15 protein-coding genes are annotated in these 21,109 nt (G+C 59.2%); 7 read left to right on the top strand and 8 right to left on the bottom strand.

Annotated elements, in window-relative coordinates:
* The first annotated feature begins 96 nt into the window (after positions 1–96).
* The 5 genes from EDC28_RS06025 (at position 97) to EDC28_RS06005 (ending at position 7,068) form a co-directional block, all read left to right on the top strand.
* The gene (locus EDC28_RS06025; RefSeq protein ID WP_170164044.1) at positions 97–1,758 is read left to right on the top strand and encodes an ATP-binding protein; all 1,662 of its coding nucleotides are present in this window, start codon (positions 97–99) and stop codon (positions 1,756–1,758) included.
* Positions 1,745–2,419 carry a response regulator gene (locus tag EDC28_RS06020; RefSeq protein WP_123420997.1) on the top strand — a complete coding sequence of 225 codons (675 nt, stop codon included), beginning with the start codon at positions 1,745–1,747 and terminating at the stop codon, positions 2,417–2,419. Before EDC28_RS06025 ends, EDC28_RS06020 begins: the two co-directional genes overlap by 14 nt.
* 106 nt (positions 2,420–2,525) lie before the next feature.
* Entirely contained in the window at positions 2,526–3,713 is a 1,188-nt protein-coding gene (gene macA / locus EDC28_RS06015) for a macrolide transporter subunit MacA (RefSeq protein ID WP_123420996.1), read from the top strand.
* Positions 3,714–3,716: 3 nt separating this feature from the next.
* Positions 3,717–5,669, top strand: coding sequence for a MacB family efflux pump subunit (locus EDC28_RS06010; protein WP_050657395.1), 1,953 nt, complete (start codon positions 3,717–3,719; stop codon positions 5,667–5,669).
* Positions 5,662–7,068 carry an efflux transporter outer membrane subunit gene (locus EDC28_RS06005; protein ID WP_123420995.1) on the top strand — a complete coding sequence of 469 codons (1,407 nt, stop codon included), beginning with the start codon at positions 5,662–5,664 and terminating at the stop codon, positions 7,066–7,068. The genes EDC28_RS06010 and EDC28_RS06005 overlap by 8 nt, the downstream gene beginning before the upstream one ends.
* A 26-nt stretch (positions 7,069–7,094) precedes the next feature.
* Here EDC28_RS06005 and EDC28_RS06000 read toward each other — a convergent pair whose 3' ends face one another.
* Both EDC28_RS06000 and EDC28_RS05995 read right to left on the bottom strand, forming a co-directional pair.
* The gene (locus tag EDC28_RS06000; RefSeq protein WP_123420994.1) at positions 7,095–7,787 is read right to left on the bottom strand and encodes a tRNA-uridine aminocarboxypropyltransferase; all 693 of its coding nucleotides are present in this window, start codon (positions 7,785–7,787) and stop codon (positions 7,095–7,097) included.
* A gap of 54 nt (positions 7,788–7,841) precedes the next feature.
* Positions 7,842–8,849: an isocitrate dehydrogenase gene (locus tag EDC28_RS05995; RefSeq protein ID WP_050657398.1), complete on the bottom strand. Its 1,008-nt coding sequence runs from the start codon at positions 8,847–8,849 to the stop codon at positions 7,842–7,844.
* A 245-nt stretch (positions 8,850–9,094) separates the two neighbouring features.
* Here EDC28_RS05995 and EDC28_RS05990 point away from each other — a divergent pair, with 245 nt between their 5' ends.
* On the top strand, positions 9,095–11,836 hold the full coding sequence (locus tag EDC28_RS05990) for a S9 family peptidase (RefSeq protein ID WP_123420993.1): 2,742 nt from the start codon (positions 9,095–9,097) through the stop codon (positions 11,834–11,836).
* 26 nt (positions 11,837–11,862) lie between these two features.
* On the opposite strand, the gene EDC28_RS05985 is transcribed toward EDC28_RS05990, so the two are convergent.
* Genes EDC28_RS05985 through EDC28_RS05965 form a run of 5 tightly spaced genes read right to left on the bottom strand, consistent with a single transcriptional unit; the run spans position 11,863 to position 18,317 of the window.
* Positions 11,863–12,531, bottom strand: a complete 669-nt coding sequence (locus tag EDC28_RS05985; protein ID WP_123420992.1) for an SDR family oxidoreductase — start codon at positions 12,529–12,531, stop codon at positions 11,863–11,865.
* A 2-nt stretch (positions 12,532–12,533) separates the two neighbouring features.
* The gene (locus tag EDC28_RS05980; protein WP_123420991.1) at positions 12,534–13,271 is read right to left on the bottom strand and encodes a 5'-3' exonuclease H3TH domain-containing protein; all 738 of its coding nucleotides are present in this window, start codon (positions 13,269–13,271) and stop codon (positions 12,534–12,536) included.
* Positions 13,271–14,626, bottom strand: a complete 1,356-nt coding sequence (ppnN, locus tag EDC28_RS05975) for a nucleotide 5'-monophosphate nucleosidase PpnN (protein ID WP_050657402.1) — start codon at positions 14,624–14,626, stop codon at positions 13,271–13,273. The genes EDC28_RS05980 and ppnN overlap by 1 nt, the downstream gene beginning before the upstream one ends.
* A gap of 2 nt (positions 14,627–14,628) precedes the next feature.
* Positions 14,629–16,164, bottom strand: coding sequence for a GGDEF domain-containing protein (locus tag EDC28_RS05970; protein WP_123420990.1), 1,536 nt, complete (start codon positions 16,162–16,164; stop codon positions 14,629–14,631).
* Positions 16,161–18,317, bottom strand: coding sequence for a tetratricopeptide repeat protein (locus EDC28_RS05965; protein WP_123420989.1), 2,157 nt, complete (start codon positions 18,315–18,317; stop codon positions 16,161–16,163). Before EDC28_RS05965 ends, EDC28_RS05970 begins: the two co-directional genes overlap by 4 nt.
* Positions 18,318–18,430: 113 nt before the next feature.
* Between EDC28_RS05965 and EDC28_RS05960 the strand changes: the two genes are divergently transcribed.
* Entirely contained in the window at positions 18,431–20,194 is a 1,764-nt protein-coding gene (locus EDC28_RS05960) for a M61 family metallopeptidase (protein WP_123420988.1), read from the top strand.
* Positions 20,195–20,222: 28 nt separating this feature from the next.
* Here EDC28_RS05960 and queF read toward each other — a convergent pair whose 3' ends face one another.
* Complete coding sequence (gene queF / locus EDC28_RS05955; RefSeq protein ID WP_123420987.1) at positions 20,223–21,074, bottom strand: NADPH-dependent 7-cyano-7-deazaguanine reductase QueF; 852 nt, start codon at positions 21,072–21,074, stop codon at positions 20,223–20,225.
* Positions 21,075–21,109: the final 35 nt, after the last annotated feature.

Below are 21,109 nucleotides of genomic sequence, written 5' to 3'. Positions count from 1 at the left end.
CGCAAACAGAGTGCAAAGTCCGGTAAAGAGTGAGGATTAAAATGACGAATGCTTGCAAAATTGGCTGGTATTTTTACAAGGGTAAAAAGCAGAGCCGTGGGTAGATTCAAGTTGCTGAGCAGTATCAAGGGGAAATTGCTGCTGGCTATCTCGTCGTTGCAGATCGCCGTCCTTATCGCCGCCATTTTGGCAACGGCCTGGGTGTTTGACCGCGGCTTGGAAACCTACCAGGCGTCGGTGGAAAAACAGCGCCTGACCCCTATCGTGGTGGCTCTTAGCGAGGCTTATCAGAGCCACAACAATGACTGGCAGTGGCTGGCCAAGGACCGCTGCTTTTTGTTCGGGCTCATCAACAAATACCTGTTTGACCAATCTGGGCCGGCGCCACGCTGCGCCGATGAAAACGGCAAGGTCAGCATCGCCTTCGATAGTGGCGCCGAAGCCTCTTTTAAGGGGCCAAGCCCTCAACGGGGCCAAGAGCACGACCCGCAAATGGGGCCACCGCCGCAGTGGTCAGGTGAAGGCCAAGGGCCTGAACCTGGCCAGGGCCGCTTTGCCCCGCCCGGACAAGGGGATGGGCAAATGGACGGCCCCCCTGAGCGCTTTGACGATCGCGGCGCCTTTATCGGCCCGGCCATAACCCGGACCAGTGACGACGGCTCGCTGCTCTCTCCCATGCTGCGGGTATTCGACGCCAACGGCGAGCAGATAATGGGGCCGCCCCAAGAGCCCCATAACCTGCAATTTAAACCCATACTGGCGGGGGGCAAGGTGGTGGGCTACCTGGGCTATGAGCCTCGCACCATGCTGGGCCAAAACATCGTCAACGCCTTTAAGCAGCAGCAGCTGTGGGGCTACTTGGTGGTGCTGATCGTGGCCATGGTCATGACAGTCGGAGTGGCCCTGGTGCTAACCCGCTGGTTCGGTACCCCCATGGAGAAGCTGGCGGTGGGCACCCGGGCCCTTATTCGCGGTGAACACGGCATCAAGGTAGATATCGCCGGTAACGATGAATTTGCCCATCTTGCCAAGGATTTCAACCGCTTATCCGAGGCCCTCTATCAAAACCGCGAGGCCAACCAGCAGTGGATAGCGGATATCGCCCACGATCTTCGCACCCCGATGTCGGTGCTCAAGGGCGAGTTGGAAGCCTTGCAAGACGGCATCCGTAAATGGACGCCACAGACCGTGGACTCGCTGATCGTCGAGGTGGAAAACCTGGTGCGGCTGGTGGACGACCTGCACGTGTTGTCGGTATCGGAAGTGGGCGCCGTCAACTATCAGCTTAAGTCCTTGAACTTTTCACAATTGCTGTGGCGTTCGCTGGAACTCCATTCCCAGGGGCTTAGTCGTAAGGGCATCCGCCTGACAGTGAATGTGAAAAACAACCTGTGGGTGGTGGGCGACAGCAGTTATTTGTCACGGTTGCTGGACAACCTGATGAAGAACACCCTGGCCTACACCGAGGCCCCGGGCAAGCTGCATGTCGAGTTGGTGGACTCCGGCAGCGAGCTGTTCTTGCATTGGTCGGATTCCTCGCCGGGGGTGAGCGATGCCTCCCTCAAGCGGCTGACCGAGCGGCTCTACCGGGACGAGCGCTCCCGTAACAAGGGCAGCGGCGGGTCGGGGTTGGGCCTGGCCATCGCCGAAGCCATAGTCCAGGCCCATCACGGGCATATGCAGGCAGATCACAGCCCCATGGGCGGTCTGTCGTGGATCATCAGATTGCCGTTGGAAGAGAGTCATGAATACGAATAGTCGCGTTCTTATCGTTGAAGACGAGCTGAAAATTGCCACCCTGCTGGTGGAGTACTTCCAGGCCGCCGGCTTTGACTGCGTGCACCTGGACCGGGGCGACGTGGTGATGACGGTCTTTGGTGAGCAGGAATTTGACCTGGTGCTGCTGGACCTGATGCTGCCGGGCATCGACGGCCTGGAGATCTGCCGGCGTATCCGCGCTATCTCCATGGTACCTATCATGATGCTCAGCGCCCGCACCGACGAGGTAGACCGGCTGCTGGGCCTGGAGCTGCAGGCCGACGACTACATCTGCAAACCCTTCAGTCCCCGGGAAGTGGTGGCCAGGGCCCGCGGCCTGCTGCGCCGCACCCAGAGCCAGTGGCACAGCGACAAAGTGGTGCTGGACAACCACGCCTACCAGGTGCGCCACGGCGCCAGCACCATCGATTTGACCAAGGTCGAGTTCGAGCTGTTGAAAATCCTCTACCAGCAGCCGGGGCGCATTTATTCGCGGGCACAATTGATGAACGCCATGTACCGCGATTACCGGGTGGTGGCGGAGCGCACCGTAGACAGCCACGTGAAAAAACTGCGTAAAAAGCTCAAGGATCTCACCCCCGAGCACGAGCTTATCCAGTCGGTTTACGGCCTTGGCTACAAGTACGAGCAATGCCGTTGATTGCCACTTCTACAACACTGTAAAGTTGTTAAAAGATAAGGATTTCAGTGCTTTCGTCATGGTTAACTAACACCATGACAAAGTACCCACAGTGTTGGATAAGGGAATGAATAAACAGCTTTTGCGTAAATGGCCCTGGTGGCTGCTGGCCCTGGTGTTGGTGCTAGCCCTGGCTTGGTGGTTCTGGCCCCGGCCTCCCAAGCACAACTTCCTCACCGTTGATGTTAAAAAAGCCAACATCGAAAGCGCGGTGCTGGCCAGCGGTGTGCTTGAGCCCTTCCAGGAAGTGGATGTGGGCGCCCAGGTCTCGGGCCAGGTACAAAAGCTTAACGTCAGCCTTGGCGAGACGGTCAGCAAAGGCCAACTGCTGGCGGTGATCGACCCCACCATCAAAGAAAACGACCTGCAAACCGCCGAAGCCTCTTTGGATAATGTGCGGGCCCAAAAGCAGGCCAAGGAAGCGCTGCTGCGCCAATACCAGGCCCAGTACCAGCGCGAGCAGGCCATGAGCCGCCAGGACGCTGCCGCCAAGGCTGACTTGGAGTCGGCCGAAGCCAATTACCAGACCACCTTGGCCGACATTGCCGCCATCAAGGCGCAAGTGGTGCAGGCCGAGCTGGAGGTGAACACTGCCAAGACCAACCTCGGTTACACCCAGATAACGGCCCCCATGAACGGGGTGGTCACTTCTATTGTCACCAAGGAAGGTCAGACCGTTAACGCCAACCAAAGCGCCCCGACCATCCTGGTGCTGGCCAACCTCGACACCATGACTGTCAAGGCCGAGATCTCCGAGGCCGATGTCACCAAGGTCAAAGCCGGCCAGCATGTTTATTTCACCACCCTTGGCGAGCCCGATAAGCGTTTTGAAGCCACCTTGCGCAGCATCGAGCCGTACCCCACCACCATCAGCGGCAGCTCGTCCAGCGAGTCGTCCAGCTCCGACGCCACAGACGCCGTGTATTACTACGGCCTCTTTGACGTGCAAAACCCCGGCCATGAGCTGCGTAAATACATGACCGCCGAAGTGCACATCGTACAAAGCGAAGCCAAGGACACCCTGTCCATTCCCATCTCCCAGTTGGGTAAATCCCTTGGCAACAACCGCTATCAGGTGTTGGTGCTGCAACATGGCCGCCCCCCTCATCCCCAGACCATCACCACCGGCATTCGTGACAACATCCATGTGCAGGTGCTCGATGGCCTCAAGGAAGGGGACAAACTGGTGGTAGGCGATAACGCCATGACCTTCAGTGAAGACGGCCGCCGCCGCCGTGGCCCGTTCGGGTTCTAAGCCATGGCAGCCTTATTGGAACTGACCGGCATCTGGCGTTATTTTCGCTCCGGCGACGACGACGTAGCGGTGCTCAAAAACATCAACCTGACAATAAACGCCGGTGAAATGGTAGCGATTGTCGGGCAATCGGGCTCAGGTAAATCCACCCTGATGAATATCCTCGGTTGCCTGGACAAAGCCTCCAAGGGCCAGTACCGGGTGGCGGGCAAGGATGTCAGCACCCTGGACTCTGACGAACTGGCCACGCTTCGGCGCGAACACTTCGGGTTTATCTTCCAGCGCTATCACCTGCTGACCCATCTGGACGCCGTGGACAACGTGCTGATGCCCGCCATTTACACCGGCGCCGGCAAGCAAAGCCGCCGCGAGCGGGCCCAGCAGTTGCTGGCACGGCTTGGCCTGGCCGACCGTGGCCACCACAAGCCGGGGCAGCTTTCTGGCGGCCAGCAGCAAAGGGTCAGTATTGCCAGGGCCCTGATGAACGGCGGCGACGTTATTCTTGCCGACGAGCCCACCGGCGCCCTGGACACCCAGAGCGGCAAGGAAGTGATGGCCATCCTCAAAGAGCTCAACGAGCTTGGCCATACGGTGATCATCGTGACCCACGACATGGACGTGGCCAACCACGCCAAGCGGGTTATCGAGATTCGCGACGGCGACATCATTGCCGACCGTGCCATCGACCACGCCGTGCCCCTGGAAGGGCCGGCGGCCATGGACAAACCCGGCCAGCGCAGCGCCCCCTGGTTTAGTGGCTGGGGCCGCTTTGGCGAAGCCTTCAAGATGGCGGCCATCGCCATGGCGGCGCACCGGATGCGCACCTTGCTGACCATGCTTGGCATCATCATCGGCATTACGGCCGTGGTCACGGTAGTGGCGGTGGGGCAGGGCGCCCGCCAGCAGGTGATTGAGAACATCAATGCCATCGGCACCAACACCATCGATATCTTTGCCGGTACCGGCTTTGGCGACCGCCATTCCAACCGCATCCAAACCCTGGTGCCCTCGGATCTTGAGGCCCTGCAGGCCCAGGTCTATATCGATAGCGCCACCCCCAACCTTTCTACCTCGGTCAAGGCCCGCTACGGCAACGTGGCATCTGATGCCACGGTGCGCGGGGTATCGGAGCAGTACTTCGATGTAGAAGACATGACCATGGCCACTGGCGAGCGCTTTTCGGCCCTTGACGTGAAAAACCTGGCCCAGGTAGCGGTGGTGGATAAAAACACCCAAAAGACCCTGTTTGGGGAAAACGGCAATGCGCTGGGCAAAGTGGTGATGCTGGGCAATGTGCCCTTTACCATCGTCGCGGTGGCCAACGACAAAGACAGCGCTTTTCGGTTTGATCAGAACCTGCAAATTTACGTGCCCTACACCTCGGTGATGACCCGCATGCTGCGCCAGCACTTTTTCAGCTCGCTGACGGTGCGGGTAGCCGACGGTGTCTCCAACGCGCTGGCTGAGCAGGGTATTACCCAGTTGCTCACCAACCGCCACGGCACCAAGGACTTCTTCACCCGAAGCTCCGACAGCATCTTGCAGGCGGTCACCAAAACCACCGCCACCATGACCCTGCTGATCTCCTCTATCGCCGTTATCTCCCTTATCGTCGGCGGTATCGGGGTGATGAACATCATGCTGGTGTCGGTGACCGAACGGACCAAGGAAATTGGTATTCGTATGGCGGTGGGTGCCCGCCAGACCGATATCCTGCAGCAGTTTTTGATAGAGGCGGTACTGGTGTGCCTTTTGGGCGGCACCATCGGCATTTTGCTGTCCTTTGCGGTTGGCGCCGTGATGTCGGTAATGGCGAGCTCATTGAGCCTGAGCTTTTCGGCCACCGCCATTGTTGGCGCCTTTGTCTGTTCTTCCCTGATTGGCGTGGTGTTCGGCTTCTTGCCGGCCCGTAACGCCGCCAGGCTCGACCCCATTGAGGCCCTTGCCCGTGAATAACGCCAAACCCTTGTTACTGGCCTTGACTGTTGCCCTGGCCCTTGGCGGCTGCGCCCGCACCCAGTACCAACGCCCCGATGCGGCCATCCCCAACCAGTGGAGCCAACCGCTCTCGGGCCAGGCCTATGCGGCCGATGCGCGCTGGTGGGACAGTTTTAACGATCCGGCGCTCAGCGCCCTTATCGACAAGGTGCTGGCCAACAACAACGACTTGGCTGCCGCCACCCTGACCCTGCGCCAGGCCATGTTGCAGTCCGGTCTTACCAATACCAACCTGACCCCGGATGTCTCGGCCGGTGTCAGCGCCAGCAAGTCCAAGGACATCAAGCACGGCGCCAGCAGCGACCCGAGCTATTCTGCCAACCTCAACCTCTCTTACGAGCTGGACCTGTGGGGCAAGCTGGCTGCCGCCCGCGACCAGGACGCCTGGGAGGCCATTGCCACCGGCTATGATCGCCAGGCAACGGCGCTGGCGCTGGTGGGCACCACCGCCCAGCTGTATTGGCAGCTTGGCTACCTCAACCAGGCGATTCGCGACGGTGAGGCCTCCATTGGCTACGCCCAAAAGACCCTTGAGCTGGTCAAAGTGCGCTATGAGGCCGGGGACGTATCGCGCCTCGAGCTGCTGCAAGCCCAGCAATCGGTGGCCTCGCAGCAATCGAATCAGGCGGCCCTTTTGCAGCAGCGCAGCGAGGCCCGCAGCGCCCTTGCCATCCTCTTTAACCAAGGCCCCAATAACCAGGAAGCCGAGCCTGCGAGCCTGCCGGCTATCACCTTGCCGGCGGTGCCAGCCGGGCTACCGGCCGATGTGCTGGCCCGCCGCCCCGACCTGGAAGCCGCCGAATGGCGCCTTAAGGCAAGCCTTGCCAATGTCGATGCGGTGACCGACAGCTTCTACCCCAGCCTGACCCTCACCGGCAGCCTGGGCTCAAGCTCCGATGCCCTTAAAAACGTGCTGCAAAATCCCATTGCAACCCTCGGGGCCGGCCTGGCGCTGCCCTTTATCCAGTGGCATACCCGGGATCTGAGCATCCAGGTGGCCGACACCCAATACCAAAAGGCGGTAGTTAACTTCCGCCAGAGCCTCTACAGCGCCTTTAAAGAAGTGGAAGACAGCCTGTCGGCCCGCGACAACTACCGGCGCCAGGGCGAGGTGTTGGCGCAATACCTGGCGGCGGCCAAGGAAGCCGAGCAAATCGCTAAAGTGCGTTATGAAAGCGGCGCCACCGACGTGCAGGACTTTCTCGACCAGCAAGAGCGGCGCCGCACCGCCGAACTCTCGGTGGTGCAAAACCGCTATAACCAGCTCAGTAACCTGATGACCCTCTATCAGGCCCTGGGCGGCGGCATAGAGAAGACCTTGGTTGAAAACCCGCCGGCCAGTAGCGCCGGGCAGTAAAAAGGGCAGCCTGATGGCTGCCCTTTTTATGCTTGGGTTCCTAAGGCCGTTAGCGCCGAAAGCGCCTCTGGCCCCGGCAGGCCGTGGCGCTTGGCGGCCAGATAATGGGCCGAGAAGGCGCCAAGCCAGGCGGTGAGGTACTGGCCGTTAAACCCTTCCCCGGCTTGCTCCAGCAGCAGCGCCGCCACTTCGGCGGTGCACAGGTGGCCGTCCTGGTGTTGGTTTCTCAGCAAAAAGCCCGACAAAAGCTCGCCGTCGATGGCGGTCACCGGGTAAGGGTCCAAATAGCGGCTGGCGCGCAGCATCTTGGCCGCCTGGGGCCAGGTGGCATCAAGGATAAGGAGCTTGACCGGGCCAGTCTCGGGCAGCGGCGCCAGGCGCGCCGGCTGCACATAGTGGCTGGGAAAAACGATGCGGGTGGTCTCGTCCAGCCAGTCAAGGAGCGCCGGATCTGGCTCGGTGCGGTGCCAGGCAAAGGCGCGGGTCTCAGGGAGCAAGTCGCAAATCAGCTTGCCGGTATTGCTGGGCTTAAAAGGCTCGTTGCGGTGCATCAAAAGCGCAAATTCCAGCCGGCTTTTAAGCGCCCGGCGATGCGGGCACAGACAAAACTGTGGCACCAGGGCGCAGCCTTCGCAGCGCACCACCTTGTGGCCACGGGCAAGATAAGGCCGCTGGCTTTGAGCCTTGAGGCGCTGTTTGAGTTCCAGTACGGCGTTCATGCGGCGTCCATAAAAAAGGCCCCGGTTGGGGCCTCTTTTTAACTAAGCCGAGGCTTAGAGGCGGTCCAGGATGGACTGGGTGAAGTCGGTGGTAGAGCCGGTGCCGCCCAGGTCGCGGGTGGTACGGTCGCCAGAGTCGATGACTTCGGTCAGCGCCTTGCGGATCTTCTCGGCTTTGTCTTGCATGCCCAGGTATTCGAGCATCTGGATGGAGGCCAGAATAACGGAGCTGGGGTTGGCAATGTTCTTGCCGGCGATGTCAGGGGCAGAGCCGTGCACCGCTTCGAAGATGGCCGCGCCGGCGCCAATGTTGGCACCAGGAGCCATACCCAGGCCGCCGACCAGACCAGCGCACAGATCAGAAACGATGTCGCCGAACAGGTTGGTGGTGACGATGACATCGAAACGCTCGGGGTACATCACCAGGTTCATGCAGCAGGCGTCAACGATCATCTCTTCGAACTGGATGTCGCTGTTTTCCTTGGCCACTTCACGGGCCACTTCCAGGAACAGGCCGGAGGTGGTTTTGAGGATGTTGGCCTTGTGAACGGCGGTGACTTTCTTGCGGTTTTCACGGCGAGCCAGGTCGAAGGCAAATTCCACGATACGCTTGGCGCCGTCACGGGTAATGAGGGACTTGGCTTCGGCCTGGGTGCGCTCTTCGTTCATCACTTGGCCGGCACCGGAGTACATGCCTTCGGTGTTTTCACGCACGGTGATGATGTCGATGTTGTCGTAACGGGCCTTGGTGCCTTTAAAAGACAGTACCGGGCGCACGTTGGCGTACAGCTGGAATTTTTTACGCAGGGAAACGTTGATGGAGGTAAAACCGCCGCCAACCGGAGTCGTCAGTGGGCCTTTGAGGGTAACTTTATTCTTTTCAATCAGATCCAGGGTTTCCTGGGGCAGCAGCTCGCCGGTTTCTTCCAGGGCGGCAAGGCCAGCCTTGGCAAAATCGTATTCAAAGTCGCAGCCTGCCTTGTCGAGGACCTTAAGGGCAGAATCGATGATATCGGGACCGATCCCGTCGCCTGGGATCACGGTAATACGTTGTTTGCTCATGACGCACTGACTCCGTGCAATTTTGCATGCTTGGTATTGTAGTAAAGGCGACCATAACTGCCGCACTATTAACAGTCAGGTGCCTGTGAAGCGCGCTTTTATAGCATATTTAGCCGCTGTTCTCTACGTAATGCGTTGTTACGTCTTATCAACTTGTCGTTTGCTGGCAGCTGTCCGTGGCCTGTGCGTTGGCCGCGGCCAAGGCCGTTGCTAGACTCGCCCAAAACCCTAGAAGCGTGACTGCCATGTTTGCTATCCGTACCTTGCTGCTCAGTGCCGTGCTTAGCACCGGCGCCTACGCCGAAGGCCGCCCTGTTACCTTGCAGGATTTAATGGCCTTTAAATCCATCGACCAACCTGTGCTTTCAGACAACGGCGCCGTGGCGGCCTTTAGTGCCCAGCCCGACCGGGGCGATGCTGTTGGTGTAGTGCGCCTAACAGGCGGCAGCAAAAAGCTGACCGTCTCTGGCGGCACCGCGCCGGTGCTCACCCCAGATGGCCGCTATGTGGCCTTTTGGCAGCCGGCCAGCCTCCTTGAGCAGTTGCAGGCCGAGCAGGCCAAGAAAAAGGACAAGCTTAAAAAGGCGCTGGTGGTGATAGACAGCCAAACCGGCCGCCAACAACGCTTTGAGGCGGTGAGCCGCTTTGCCCTGGCCGACAAGGGCGGCCGCCTGGCGGTAGAGCTTGAAAAGGCGCCAAGTTCCGATGAAAAAGGCGCTAAAAAGGCCAAGGCCGAGAAAATCCTGCTGCTGGTGAATCTTGAAAACGGCCAGCCGCAATCTTTGGGTAAGGTGGCGGATTTTGCCTTCAAACCCGGCAGCGACGCCCTGCTGTATGCCATCGACCCCAAAGCCGACGGCGACAAGGGCGAGCTGCGCCTTTTTACCGGCCAAAGCGAGCTGGTGCAAAGCCGTACCGGCCAGCTCTATCGCCAACTGAGCTTCAGTAAAGACGGCAAGCTCTACGCCGCCCTTCGCGGCAACAAAAGCGATGACGAGCAAAGCCGCCCCTACCAGGTACTGGTCTCTCAAGGCGGCAAGCTCAAGGAGCTGCAAACCCCGGAAGACGGCTTTTACGTCAGCGCCCCCAACGAGCTGCGCTTTACCCTCGATGACCGCCGCCTCTTTGTGGGCCGCAAACCGCTAGCGGCCCCCGACACCCGGGTTACCCCGGATGTGCACAGCCAGAGCGATTTGACCAACATCGACAAAATTGTTGCTGGCCGCACCCTGGAGGTTTGGCAGGGCGACGACCCGCGCATCAAGCCCCAGGAAAAGCTCAGCTACAAGGAGCGGCAAAAACACCGCTACTTGGGGGTGTTTCACCTCAATAACGGCCGGTTCGTGTCGCTGGCGGATAAAAAAGTGCCGGATGTGGCCATGGGCGAGCAAAGCGGCTACCTGCTGGGCTCGAGCGACATTCCTTACCTTAAGGAAGTGACCTGGAACGGCTTTTACCGCGATTACTACGCCGTCAACCTCTCCACCGGTGAAAAGCAGGTGATTGCCCGCCATCTCGGCCAAGCCCCGAGCCTCTCGCCCCAGGGCCACTTTGCGGTGTTTTTTGACGCCGGCGACGTGAAAATTGCCGACATCCGCAAGCAAAAGCTGGCCAACCTCAGCAAAGGCCTGCCCATCGGCTTTGGCGACGAAGACAACGACTACCCGGCGCCCGCCCCCGGTTACGGCTTTGGCCCCTGGTATAGCGACGGCTCGGCGGTGCTGGTGTACGACAAGTTCGACATCTGGCAGATGGGGGTGGACGGCAAGGCCAAGCAACTGACCCACAAAAGGGCCGATAAGCTCGAACTTAGGGTAGTGAGCCCAGACTCAGACCGGCCCGAGGTTAAAAACGGCGACAAGCTGCTGCTAACCGGGTATTCCGACAAAGACAAGTACACCGGATTTTTCCGCCTGACCCTCGGCCAGGACGGGGTGTCGCCGCTGCTGGTATCGCCCAACACCTACCAGTTTGTGGCCAAGGCCAAGCGCAGCGACACCTGGCTCTTTACCCGCGAGGCGTTCAGCGAGTTCCCGGATTTGTGGGTGGATAACGGCGATTTTCGCGCGCCGCGCAAGCTCACCGAGGTTAACCCCGTCACCAAGGAATTGGCCTGGGGCAAGCCGGAGCTGGTGCACTGGCACAACCTGGACGGCACGCCGCTGGACGGGGTGCTGATAAAACCCGCCGGTTACCAGCCTGGTAAGCGCTACCCGGTGCTGGTCTATTACTACCGCTTTATGACCGACCGACTCTATCGCTTCAACGAGTTCAAGGTTAACCACAGGCCCAACTTTGCCTACTACACCTCCAACGGCTATGCCATGTTCCTGCCTGATATCCGCTTTGATATCGGCACCCCGGGCAAAAGTTCGGTGTCGGCGCTGGTGCCGGGGGTGCAAAAACTGGTCGACATGGGCATTGCCGACCCCAAGGCCATCGGCCTGCACGGCCATAGCTGGTCTGGCTACCAGACCGCCTATGTGGTCACCCAGACCAATATCTTTGCCGCCGCCGCTGCCGGCGCGCCGGTCTCCAACATGACCAGCGCCTATTCTGGCATTCGCCTGGGCACTGGCCTTTCTCGCCAGTTCCAGTACGAAACCGGCCAAAGCCGTATCGGCCAGAGCCTCTTTGAGGCGCCGGAGCTGTATATCGAAAACTCGCCGCTGTTTTATGCCGACCGCATCCACACGCCGCTGCTGATTGAGTTTGGCGACAAGGACGATGCCGTACCCTGGCAGCAGGGCATTGAGCTGTACTCGGCGCTGCGCCGCCTCAACAAACCGGTGGTGATGCTGCAATACGAAGGGGAGCCCCATCACCTCAAGCAGTATCCCAACAAGCTCGATTACACCATCAAGATGAAGGCCTTTTTCGACCACTTCCTAAAAGGGGCGCCAGCTCCCACCTGGTGGAGCCAGGGCGAACCCTATCGCCCGGCCCCTAAGGCCAAGGAAGAGAAAAAGACGCCCCAAAAGGCATGAAAAAAGCGGCCCTCGGGCCGCTTTTTTTACCAGGGCAGGGGCGTGCCGTCGTTATTGAGAAAGCGCCCCGAGCGGGTTTCGTCCAGCTCGTCAATGCGGGCGGTAAGCCCGGCCACCGAGGTACCGACATCAATCAGCGCCCGGGGGCCGCCCATGTCGGTTTGCACCCAACCTGGGTGGTAAATCCCTACTTTGACGCCGTCTGAGGCGAGATCTACCGCCAGGGTTTTGGCTACCGAATTAAGGGCTGCCTTGCTGGCCCGGTAGCTGTAATAGCTGCCGGCGCCGTTGTCGCTCATCGAGCCCATCAAGGAGGTGATAAACACCAGCTTGCGGGTTTGACCGGCCAACAGATTGGGCAGCAGCGCCTGGGTCAGCAACAAGGGGCCAAGGGCGTTGACCTGGATGCTGTGGGCGAAGTTAAAGGCATCTACCTCGTCCAAATCGCCTTCGGGGTGCAACACCCCGGCGTTATGGATAAGGATGTCGATGGCTTCGCCGTTCAAGGTCTTGGCCAGATCGTTGATGGATTGCTGCTGGTTGAGATCCAAAAACAGCGGCCGGGCACCGAGGCTGGCTACCTTGTTGGCGTGGCGCTCGTCGCGCACCGTGACGCTGACCTGATGGCGCATGGCGTAGAAACTGGCCAGTTCCAGGCCGATACCACGACCACCGCCGGTGATGAGAATCTTCATTACTAACCCCTTCTCAAATCGGACAAACCAAAGGGCAGAGGCAGGTCGCCACGCAAGGTGGCCAGGGTTTTGGCCAGTAACGCTGCCTTGGCGTCGGCCTTGACCTTCAGCACTGCTTTGTCATCAGCCTCTGATGCCAGTATGTCAGCAAGATGACGGTATTGCCCAAGGAGCTGAGCCGCGGTTTTGGCTCCGACGCCACTGACCCCGGGCACGGCGTTGGTGCTGTCGCCGGTCAGGGCCAGGTAGTCGGTCAGTTGCGAAGGGCTGATGCCTAGCTTTTGCTGCCAGTGCTGGGCGCCGAGGAACTGGCGGCCAAAGGGGTCATATTGCACCACGCCGGCGTCAAGGAGCTGGGCATAGCCCTTGTCGGTCGAGACCACCGCCACCGCCACATTGTGGCTACGGGCGGCAAGGGCGGTGCTGGCGATAAGGTCGTCGGCCTCTTCGGCCTCGGGGAACCAGCTTTTGAGGCCGCTTTTTTGCCAGGTGGTGGCGATGTCGCCGAGCCTTGGCACCAAGTCTTCTGGCATCGGGCTGCGCCCGGCTTTGTAATCGGCAAAGTGCTGGTAACGCCAGGACGGCGCCTTGCCGTCAAACACCGCCAGGGCATGACTTGGCTCCAGCGCCTTGGCGATGCGCTGCCAGGCGCCGTCGCAGGCGGCCACCACCTGCGCGCTGTTGGCAGCATGCAGGCGGCGGATAAGATTCAACGCATCAATCAGAACAAGACGGGGCATTAGCTTTGGGCGATTTTATAGCAGGGGTGGTAGGTGCTGCCGGGCAGCTTCATGCGCCCTTGGAAGACAAAGTCTTTTAGGAGTTTGTCCATGTCGGCCATGATTTTCGGGTCGCCGTCGATAACAAAGGGGCCGTGTTTTTCCACCGCCTTGATGCCTTGCTCCTTGACGTTGCCGGCGACGATGCTGGAGAACACCCGGCGCAGGTTGGCTGCCAAGGTCACCTTGCTTTGGGACGGGTACAGGTGCAGGTCGCGGATGCTGTCGTGGCTGGGCTCAAAGGGCAATTGCAGCTCGGGCTCGATTTTCAGCGACCAGTTGAAGTAAAAGGCGTCGCCTTCGGTGCGGCGATAGGCCAGCACTTCGGGCATGGCGGCTTTGAGGTGGCGCGCTACTAAGTCGGCATCGTCGATGATGATTTGGTAATGGTTGGCGGCCTCAGGCCCCAAGGTGGCGCGGATAAACTCGTCGAGCTTGGCAAAGTAGCTGGCGCTTTGCTCGGGGCCGGTAAAAATAACCGGCAAGGCCTGCTTGCGGTTCTCCGGGTGCATCAGGATGCCGAGTAGGTAGAGAATTTCTTCGGCTGTGCCCACGCCGCCGGGGAAGACGATAATGCCGTGGGCCATGCGCACGAAGGCTTCAAGGCGTTTTTCGATATCCGGCAAAATCACCAGTTCGTTGACGATGGGGTTGGGGGGTTCGGCGGCGATGATGGAGGGCTCGGTAAGCCCCATATAGCGGGCGCCGCCCACCCGTTGCTTGGCATGGCCGATGGTGGCGCCCTTCATGGGGCCTTCCATGGCGCCGGGGCCGCAGCCGGTTACGATATTGAGCTCGCGCAGCCCAAGCTGGTAACCCACCTCGTGGCAGTAGTCGTACTCCACATCGCTGATGGAGTGGCCGCCCCAGCAGACAATCATGTTGGCTTCGCTGCTGGGCCTTAAGGCGCCAGCGTTACGGAGCATGGCGAACACCAGGTTGGTGATGTGGCTGGCCTGGGTGAGGTTGAGATCTTGGGTGTCGATGCGGGACGACACGTAAAGGATGTCCCTTAGCACCGAGAACAAGCTTTCGTGGATGCCGCGAATAAGCTTGCCGTCGACAAAGGCGTCGTCCGGCGGGTTAATCAGTTCTAGCTTGACGCCCCGCTCGCGGCGCAGCACGTTGACCTCGAAGTTCTTGTATTTCTCCAAAATTTCTTTGCTGGAGTCGGTCTGGCTGCCGGAGTTGAGTACCGCCAGGCAGCAGTTGCGGAACAGTTGGTAGATGCTGGAACGGGAGCTGGCCTTGAGGCTGTCCACTTCCAGTTGCGACAACATGCTCATGCTGCCGATGGGACTGAGTTGTACGATCATCCTTACTCCCTGGAGAGGATCACTACCTGGTCGCGGCCGTTGTTCTTGGCCTGATAAAGACCCTGGTCGGCGCGTTCAAAGGCCACCATGGGTTGCTCGGCGGCATGCACTTCGGTCGCGCCGATGGATACCGTGACCCTGACACTTTCGTCTTTGAATTTAAAGGGGATATTGCGAACCGCCTCGCGAATTTTTGTGAGCGGGCGGTGCAGGTCGGCTTCTTCGAGCTCGGGAAAGAGGATCACAAACTCTTCGCCGCCGAAACGGGCGATAAAATCGGTGTCGCGCAGGCTGCGGCGGATGGTATGGGCGATCACCCTTAAGGTTTTATCGCCAGCGATATGGCCGAAGCGATCGTTGATGTCCTTGAAGTGGTCCACATCCAAAATGGCCATCCACAAGGGGTGGCCAAAGCGTTGCAGGCGCTTGTGTTCGGCCAGCAATCGCTCGTCAAAAGCGGCGCGGTTGGGCAACTGGGTAAGGCTGTCGCTGAGGCTGTCCAGGCGCTGCTGGGCCAGCTGGTTACGAAACTGCTCGGCGCGGGTTTCCAGGTCGGCAACCTGTTGTTGCAGCTCTTCGAGGCGCAGGCGCTGCTCGTCAAAAAGCCCGGCCTCCAGTTGCATCTTCTCCTGCCACAGGCTGCTCAGCTGCGCCATGGACTGGCCGGCTTGTTGCAGGTTATTGGCGTCAAGACCGCGGGTCAGCTCGACCAGCAGGTTATCGATGCGGCCATTGATGACCTGCTGCTGGCGATTGCCCTGGTGGTGCTCGCCCAGGGTGCGGGTGGTGCGTTGGTGCAGATCCTTGAGGCTGTCGCTGGCCAGTTGCAAAAACTGTTTGGCCTGACGCCGCTCTTTATCAAGAACCTTGATCACTACCTGCAGGAACTCGACGGTCAGATCCAGCAGCCCGTCCTGGGTAATAGGGGAGAGTAGCTGGCGGCGTATCTGGTGCAGCTCATGGTCGGCGCCGGAAAGATTCAGGCTCGATACCATGGCGACTAATTGGTCCACCATGGCTGCCAAGGTATCGTTGCCGGTGTCGCTGTCGGGTTGGCGCCGGTGCAGAGTGGCCACTTTTAGCAGCAGGCTGAGGGCTTCTTGGGTGAGTGGCAACAGGCGATAGAGACTCACCCGGGGCAGATGCAGATCGCTGATAAGAGCCTTTAACTGGCGGCGAAGCTCACTGGGCAAACCATTTATTTGATTGAGTTGCTTGAGGGTGTCGTTGAGGCTCGCCTGCCAGTGGGCGAGGCGCTTTTCGTATTTGTCCTGTTGCAGACCTAGCTGATCGCTAAGGCCAGCCAGTTGCCCTTGGCTGCGGGTCAGCTTTTCCGGGGTGAGCATCAGGTTAGAGAGGCGCTGCAGATCGTTATCCAATTCAGGGTCTAAGCCAAAGGACAGATGACAGGTGCGGCGCAGTAACTGGCTGACCAGATCAAGTTGTTCAAGCAGGGCACGGTTTTGCTGCTCCTGCAGGCGCAGACCAACAGACAACGATTCGGGCGATTTGCCATCCATATCAACAGGGTCACTCATACAATGGGCTGAGCCTCTTCTACTGTTGGCCAGTTTACCTTGAAAGTTTCCTGACGGGCAGCCAGCTGTTGCAAACGCTGGGTCAGTTCTCCATAAGGTAGCCCCACCACCTTGACCGTGCCGTTTTGCATGGCCTCTCCCAGGCTCTCTCTGAGTGGGTCGGACATGGCCGAAGGCAGGGTGCAGCTTTGGCCAATCAGCCACAAGTCGCTAAAGGGTTTGCCGATGCAGCCAAGGCTTAGGGTAAAGAGCAAGGTCTCGAACACGGTCATGGCCGAGCCCACCCTGGGGTGGTAGGGCAGCAGCGGCAGCAAGGTGCCGGCAAAGCACAGCTCTTTCATGTCTAAAAAGGTGTCTTTGGCGGCCAGCGAAATGACCTGGCGCAGTCGCTCGGTGAGCTGCATTTCTTTACCACCGGTTGGGCTTGGCAGCACGAAGAGCAGGTAATCGCGAGAGGGCTGAACCATCATTCGTGCTTCGGGCAGCAGGTTTTGCAGCTGTTTGGCAAAACGGCGAAGCTCTTGGCGGCTTTGCTCAAAACCATAGGTTTCGTAGGCGCTGGCCATACCGGGCAAATTACACAGAATGGCAGCGAGGGGTTGATGGTCTGGTTTGGTGCTGCCGGCATTGGTGACATCCATGGCCAGGCGCAGCTCGCCCAGCAGTTTGTCCCCTTCGTTTAAAAAGCCCTGCATGCTTAAAAAGCCGCTGGCCGGATGCAAAGCCACTTTGTCTTTACGCGGCTTGGTGGGCCGGCGCCGGCGGGTCAGTAGCCAAGTCACAGCAACGCCCAATATCAACCCCACTACCCCGGTAACAACCATTATCCAAGGCGGCGTACCATCATTGTGTTGGGGGAATGGCGTTGGCGGCGCAACCACTTCAATGGTCACCGGCTGACGGGGAGCATCGTGCGCGGGTAGGGCTGCCACGGCTTTGGCCATATCCAGGGCCGCTTTATATTTGCCTTGACGTTCATAGAGGGCCACCAGCCTGTTCATGGTATCGAGCTCCAATTGGCGCTCGACCGTGGGGTTTTTGCGGGTGCCGTCGAGGGCGGCGTTGAGCTCAATGGCGGCTTTGTCGTCCTGCTTTTTATCTTCATAAAGCAGTGCCATTTGATAGTGAGCGCGGGGCAGATACAGGCTGAGGTTATGACTCTCCATGGTGGCCATGGCACGGCTGAGAAAATCTTGGGCCTTTTTGAGGTTGCCCATTTGATGGTAGGTTTGGCCGATATCCAGCATCAGCCTGCTGGCGGTCACCTGCCAATGCAATTGGTTGGCGATATCTAGGGCGTTGTAGAACTGCACTATGGCCAGGTTGGTCTTGTTCTGGGCCAGCATCATTTGCCCCAGGTAACGAAAGGTCTCAGCGGTGTCGGCCTTATCGCCTTGTTGCTCAAAAAGCGCCAGGGCATCCATCAGGTTTTGCTCGGCCTGGCTATATTGGCTTAATTCCAGATAAATCAAGCCTTGGCGACTGAGTGCTCGCCCCTGGCGGCGCTTCTCGCCCATTTGCTGGGCTTCCAGCTCAGCTTCTTTTAGCAGGGTCAGGGCTTTGGCTGAGTCTCCTTGGCGCCGGGCAAGGGCCGCTTCCAGCAGTTTGACGTCCAGGTAGGTGCCGTTGCTGCCGCCGAGTTTGGCAAAGCGGTAACTGTCGCCAATCAAGGTTTTGGCTTTGGCCAGATCGCCACTGAAAGCGTAACTGTTGGCGGCATAAGCGGTGATCTCCGCGCAGTAACGATAGGCCGCCATCTGGCTAAAAGGCCGGCAGTAACTCATGGCCTCTTCCAGCAAGGGTTGGGCGGTGTTGCTGTCGGCGTGCTGCTCCATGGCCACGGAGGCGCGAAGAAAAGCGTAATCGGCTTTAAGCAAAGGGGTCGTTCCCTCTGCTGCCAGGGCTTTAAGCTTCTCCAAAGCCGCTGAAATGTCGGTGTTTTGCGGATTTTCTTTAAGTTCAGCCCAGCTTTTAAGAAGCAGTGCCTGAAAATACAGGGCCTTGGCATTGGGGTCGGCAAGGGTATGCTCGGCCAGGGTGAGGGCCGCATCAGGATGCTCTGAGACCTCCAGGCGGGCGTCCTGAAGTTCATCGGAAGTGACGGCGAGCACCGGCAGGCTGGCCAGCGCCAGGCAAAGCAGTAGCGTTCTCATGTCCGTTTTATCGTTATCCTGCTACCGGCGGTCGAAGCGCCGTTGTGTGTCTTGGCACAGTTGCTAACATAACCTTCATATTCAAAAACATAATGACCAAGAGACGCCATTATATGAAACCTCTTTTTGCCATTTTGTGCGCCGCTGCCAGCCTCTCGGCCAAGGCCGACGTGCAATATCAGATGACAATCACCGATCCGGCTCACCACCTGGCTCAGGTAGAAATGACCCAGGCCAAAGGGGCGGGCAAGGTGGATTTGATGATGCCTGCCTGGCGTACCGGTCGCTACCAAATCCTTGATCAGGCTGACACTTTACGTGCCGTTACCGCCAGCATAGACGGCCAGCCGGTCGCTATCGAGAAAATAGACAAGAGCACCTGGCGGGTGATGGCAGAGCAAAGCGGTACCCTCAAAGTGAGCTACCAGCTCTATGCCAATCGCCTGGGTGAGCGCCTGCATCATATCGACGACAGCCATGCCTTTATCGACGCCAGCGGCGCCTTTCTTTACAGCGCCGCCACCCGCCAGCAGCCGGTAACGGTGGCACTGAGCGTGCCCAAGGGCTGGCGCTCGGCCTCCGGCATGGAAAAAACAGGCGAGCATAGTTTCAAGGCGGCCAACTATGACGTACTGATCGACTCGCCCATCGAAACCGGCATCCACCAGGATTATGCCTTCGGCGCCGGCGGCAAGGACTACCAACTGGTTATCTGGGGCGACGGCAACTACCAGGGCCAGCAAATGGCCGACGATCTTAAAAAGATGGTTACCGCCAGCCAGGCCATCTGGCAAGGCTACCCCTTTGACCGGTACCTGTTTATGGTGCATGCCACCAGCGGTGAGCGTGGCGCCACCGAACACCTCAACTCAACCATTATCCAGACCAGCCGTTACAATTTTGCGCCCCGCGAGGCCTACCTGCGCTTTTTGGGGACCGCCGCCCACGAATTTGTGCACACCTGGAACGTCAAGGCCTACCGGGGAGAGGGCCTGGTGCCCTACGACTACCAGCACGAGAACTACGCCACCTTGCTGTGGCTGGCCGAAGGTTCCACCAGTTATTTTCAAAACCAACTGCTGCTGCGGGCTGGCCTGATGAAGCCGGAGGAATACTTCAAGGTATTGGCCAGCAGCATCAAGGCGTACCGAGCCAATCCAGGCCGGTTCAGCCAATCGGTGTCGCAGGCCTCCTTTGACAGCTGGATAGAAAAAGGCGGCGATTACGGCCACAACTTCAGCGTCAATATCTACTCCGAAGGGGCCTTGGTGTCCTGGCTGCTGGATGCCGACCTTTTAAAAACCACTGCCAATAAGGTCAGCTACCGTGACCTGCACCAGCGTCTTTACGCCAAGCACCGCATCCCTGAAACCTTTAACGACCAGACCCTGCTGGACGAGCTGAAAAGCCTCTCCGGTAAGGACTACAGCGCCTTTTGGGCCAAGAAGGTCAAAGCGCCACTGGGGGATATCGATTTTGACGCGCTGCTGGACCAGTTCGGTCTCAAGCTCGACGCCGGTGACCAAGCTCTTTTTACCGGCCTGACCCTGGATGACAAAGGCGCGGTGCTGGGAGTAGAAAAGGACTCTCCTGCCTGGCAGGCGGGGCTCAGCGATGGCGATATCCTGGTGGCCCTTGATGGCTTGCGCCTGGTGCCCGGCACCTTGGAGGAGCGCCTCAAAGCCCATAAGGCCGGCGACAAGGTCAAACTGACCCTGTTTCGCCGCGACGCCCTGCAAAGTCTGGAGGTAACCCTTGGCGAGCGCCCGGCCGAGTACAAGGTGGTACCGGTCAAGCATCCTTCCCGCGCCCAGAAGGTGGCCTTCAAGGCCTGGCTTGGTATTGACCTGCCAGCGCCGGATGCCAACAAGGCCTGATAAAAAGCCCGCATTATGCGGGCTTTTTTCATTGTCGGGGCAGGCGGGGGTTGCTCATCAATACCGGCTCGCTGGCGCGCCAGGGGTTGATGTCAAGGCCGCCGCGGCGGGTGTAGCGGGCCGATACCAGCAGAAACTCGGGAGCCAGGCGGCGGCTTAAATCCATATAAATGCGCTCGACACATTGCTCGTGGAACTCGTTGTGCTGGCGAAAACTGATGAGGTAGCGCAGCAGCTTTTCCCGGTCGATTTTGGGGCCGCGGTAATGAATTTGCACCGAGCCCCAATCGGGCTGGGAGGTAATAAGGCAGTTGGATTTAAGAAGGTGACTAACCAGCTTTTCTTCCACCTGCTCGGCGCCGCCCAGGCCGTCGAGAATATCGGGGTTAAAGTGATAGTCATCTACCTCGATATCCAATTCATCAAGGCACTGGCCATCGAGGTCAGCCAAAGGCATGGCGGCAAGGTCTGCCGGGCCATACAGGCTGACCGACGCCTTGCCACCGGCGGTGGCGCTCAGGTCTGCTTCCAGGGCCGCTTTCAGTGCATCTGCGCTTTCAAAACGGGTCTGGTTAAAGCTGTTGAGGTAGAGCTTAAAGGACTTGGATTCAACCAAATTGGGGCTGGTAGCCGGGAAGCGAAACTGCGCCAGGGCCACCACCGGTTTGCCTTTGGCGTTGAGCCAAGACAGCTCATAGCCGTTCCAGATGTCTTCGCCCACAAAAGGCAGGGCATCGCCAAGGGCCAGGCTGTCGCGGTTGAGGCTTCTTGGCACGGCGCGAAGCTGGCTGGGGTCGTATTGGTCCTGATACTGGCTGGTCTTACCCAGCGGCAGATCGGCAAGCTCATGGGCGCCGTCATAAAGGGAGTTTTTTGGCATTGGCGTTGGCCTTGGCTAAACTGGCCTGCCATTGT

Origin of the sequence: Gallaecimonas pentaromativorans (genome assembly GCF_003751625.1) — a bacterium.
Taxonomy (GTDB): Bacteria; Pseudomonadota; Gammaproteobacteria; order Enterobacterales; family Gallaecimonadaceae; genus Gallaecimonas; species Gallaecimonas pentaromativorans.
Note: the sequence above shows the minus strand (reverse complement) of the source record. Positions and strands in the feature narration are given on the sequence as shown.

Excerpts from the sequence above, each read along its gene's own strand:
- EDC28_RS06020 (WP_123420997.1), top strand. The coding sequence starts at position 1,745 with ATGAATACGAATAGTCGCGTTCTTATCGTTGAAGACGAGCTGAAAATT.
- macA (WP_123420996.1), top strand. The coding sequence starts at position 2,526 with ATGAATAAACAGCTTTTGCGTAAATGGCCCTGGTGGCTGCTGGCCCTG.
- EDC28_RS06010 (WP_050657395.1), top strand. The coding sequence starts at position 3,717 with ATGGCAGCCTTATTGGAACTGACCGGCATCTGGCGTTATTTTCGCTCC.
- EDC28_RS06000 (WP_123420994.1), bottom strand. The coding sequence starts at position 7,787 with ATGAACGCCGTACTGGAACTCAAACAGCGCCTCAAGGCTCAAAGCCAG.
- EDC28_RS05995 (WP_050657398.1), bottom strand. The coding sequence starts at position 8,849 with ATGAGCAAACAACGTATTACCGTGATCCCAGGCGACGGGATCGGTCCC.
- EDC28_RS05990 (WP_123420993.1), top strand. The coding sequence starts at position 9,095 with ATGTTTGCTATCCGTACCTTGCTGCTCAGTGCCGTGCTTAGCACCGGC.
- EDC28_RS05985 (WP_123420992.1), bottom strand. The coding sequence starts at position 12,531 with ATGAAGATTCTCATCACCGGCGGTGGTCGTGGTATCGGCCTGGAACTG.
- EDC28_RS05980 (WP_123420991.1), bottom strand. The coding sequence starts at position 13,271 with ATGCCCCGTCTTGTTCTGATTGATGCGTTGAATCTTATCCGCCGCCTG.
- ppnN (WP_050657402.1), bottom strand. The coding sequence starts at position 14,626 with ATGATCGTACAACTCAGTCCCATCGGCAGCATGAGCATGTTGTCGCAA.
- EDC28_RS05970 (WP_123420990.1), bottom strand. The coding sequence starts at position 16,164 with ATGAGTGACCCTGTTGATATGGATGGCAAATCGCCCGAATCGTTGTCT.
- EDC28_RS05965 (WP_123420989.1), bottom strand. The coding sequence starts at position 18,317 with ATGAGAACGCTACTGCTTTGCCTGGCGCTGGCCAGCCTGCCGGTGCTC.
- EDC28_RS05960 (WP_123420988.1), top strand. The coding sequence starts at position 18,431 with ATGAAACCTCTTTTTGCCATTTTGTGCGCCGCTGCCAGCCTCTCGGCC.
- queF (WP_123420987.1), bottom strand. The coding sequence starts at position 21,074 with ATGCCAAAAAACTCCCTTTATGACGGCGCCCATGAGCTTGCCGATCTG.